At 67.5% G+C, this 1994-nt stretch carries 2 protein-coding genes; one reads left to right on the top strand and one right to left on the bottom strand.

Annotated elements, in window-relative coordinates; all coding sequences use genetic code 11:
- The first annotated feature begins 73 nt into the window (after positions 1-73).
- Complete coding sequence (locus tag ACLQ3B_RS33625; protein ID WP_387125248.1) at positions 74-562, top strand: hypothetical protein; 489 nt, start codon at positions 74-76, stop codon at positions 560-562.
- Here the strand turns inward: ACLQ3B_RS33625 and ACLQ3B_RS33620 are convergent.
- On the bottom strand, positions 555-1757 hold the full coding sequence (locus ACLQ3B_RS33620; RefSeq protein ID WP_387125250.1) for an IS110 family transposase: 1203 nt from the start codon (positions 1755-1757) through the stop codon (positions 555-557). The genes ACLQ3B_RS33625 and ACLQ3B_RS33620 overlap by 8 nt on opposite strands.
- Positions 1758-1994 lie beyond the last annotated feature (237 nt).

Here is a 1994-nt window from a genome sequence, read left to right as displayed (position 1 = left end):
GGGGGGGTGCCCCTATGGGTTTCGTCAAGGAATCGAGTCGGCGTGGGGGCCGTGGTGAGGGCAGGATGGCGTGGTGCCTGATCTGCTGTGGGAGGAAGTCAGGTGGTTCTTCGATCCCGGGGTGATGGGGGCGTTGCCGGACGTCTGCGTGCCTGGCGCCTCGGTGGAGGACTGGCAGTCGGTCCTAGATCTCGTCGTCGCTCAGGGTTGGGCGTTCCAGTACTCCGAAGGCGCGGTGGTGCTGCCGCTGCCGAGGGCGACGGCCGTATTGTCCCGCCCGGCTGGCGCCGAGTGCCCGGAGCTGCGGGTCTGGCCGTCGGTGGATGTCCTGGCGATTTTCCGGTTCTATGCGGCGAATGAGATCGACTTCGATGTCGATCTGCGGGAGCTTCAGGGGCAGGAGCGGCTCGATGTGTTTTGCGGTTTTGTGACGGCGATCGGAAGGTGCCTGGGCAAAGCCGTGCTGATGGATTCCGAGGGCGGCGACGGGAGCCATGCGGTGCTCGGCTTCGACGTTGAGGCGGACGGTGTCGTTGTGTTGGCGGAGCCGCCGGTCAGGTGACCATCGCTGTTCGCGGTTCGTAGAAGGTTCCGTCGCGGAGCATGGCGAACAGGACGTCGGCCCGGCGTCGTGCAAGGCAGAGCAGGGCCTGGGTGTGGTGCTTTCCCTGGGCGATCTTCTTGTCGTAGTAGGCCCGTGAGACGGGGTCGGCCAGGGATGCGAACGAGGACAGGAAGAAGGCGCGTTTGAGCTGCTTGTTGCCGCGTCTGGAGGGTTGTTCGCCGCGGATGGAGGAACCGGAGGATCGGGTCACGGGGGCGAGGCCTGCGTAGGCTGCGAGGTGGGCGGCGGTGGGGAAGCTGCTGCCGTCGCCGACGTCGATGAGGATCCTGGCTCCGGTCCTGACGCCGATCCCCGGCATGGACGTCAGGACCTTCGAAAGAGGATGGCTGTCCAGCAGTTCCTCGATCCGGACGGCCAGCACGTTGCGCTGGTTCAGAACGGTAGCCAGTGAGCCAGCCAGGCTCGGGACGATGAGCGCGGCAGCATCCGTGCCGGGGACGACGACGGACTGCTCGTCCAGAGCGGTGAAGATGTCCTCGACCAGGCGCTCGGCCATCCGCGGGGCCTTCGGCCGCAGCAGACCGATCAGGCGTCGGCGTCCTGCCTTGCGCATCTGGTCTGGGGAGCCGAACCGCTCCAGCAGCGCGAGGACGGCCGGGTGCTGCAGGCGCGGGCCCAGAACGCGTTCCAGGTGCGGGTGGATCTGGGTGAGCAGGCCGCGGAGCCGATTGCTGACGCGGGTTATCTCGCTCGCCAGATCGTCGTCGAAGCCGACGAGCATCTCCAGCTCAGCGATGGCCTCGTCTTCGACCTCGACCGAGCGGAGCGTGTGCGGCATGACGCGGGCCGCGTCCGCGATGACGAACGCGTCGCGAGCGTCGGTCTTCGCCTCACCTGGGTAGAGGTCGGCGATCCGACGCATGGTCAGTCCGGGCAGGTAGGCAACCGGGCAGCCCATCTCACGGGCGACCGCGAGCGGCAGGGCGCCGATGGAGGCCGGCTGGTCGACCACAACAAGCACGGTTCCGTGCTTCGCCTGGAGCTTGCCGAAGAGCTCGCGGAGCTTGGGTTCGCTGTTGGGCAGCCGCTTGTCGAAGGACTTCTTCCCAGCCGGGGTGACGGCGGTGGCGTGGTGTTCGCCCTTGCCGACGTCCAGGCCGAGGAAGACTCCGATGTCGCTGACGTCGATCATGTGCGCCCTTCGGTCGTCCCCGCCCGGCCGTCCCACGGCACCGATCGCCACATCCACATTACGAAGAGCCTCCCGACCTGCGGACAAGCCGGTGGTCATGCCCCTAATCAGCGGTCTGTCGATGCCTCCGGGCCGGTGACACCACCCCCCAGGCCATGCGTTCAACAGGGGGGAGCAGTCATGCCGGACCCGGAGGCCGGGCGCCCCATTGCGGGGCCACCAAGAAGGTAATGGGGG

Source organism: Micromonospora sp. DT53 (genome assembly GCF_049841535.1).
Taxonomy (GTDB): domain Bacteria; phylum Actinomycetota; class Actinomycetes; order Mycobacteriales; family Micromonosporaceae; genus Micromonospora.
The sequence above is the reverse complement of the archived record's forward strand: the minus strand, read 5'-3'. Positions and strand labels throughout refer to the sequence as shown.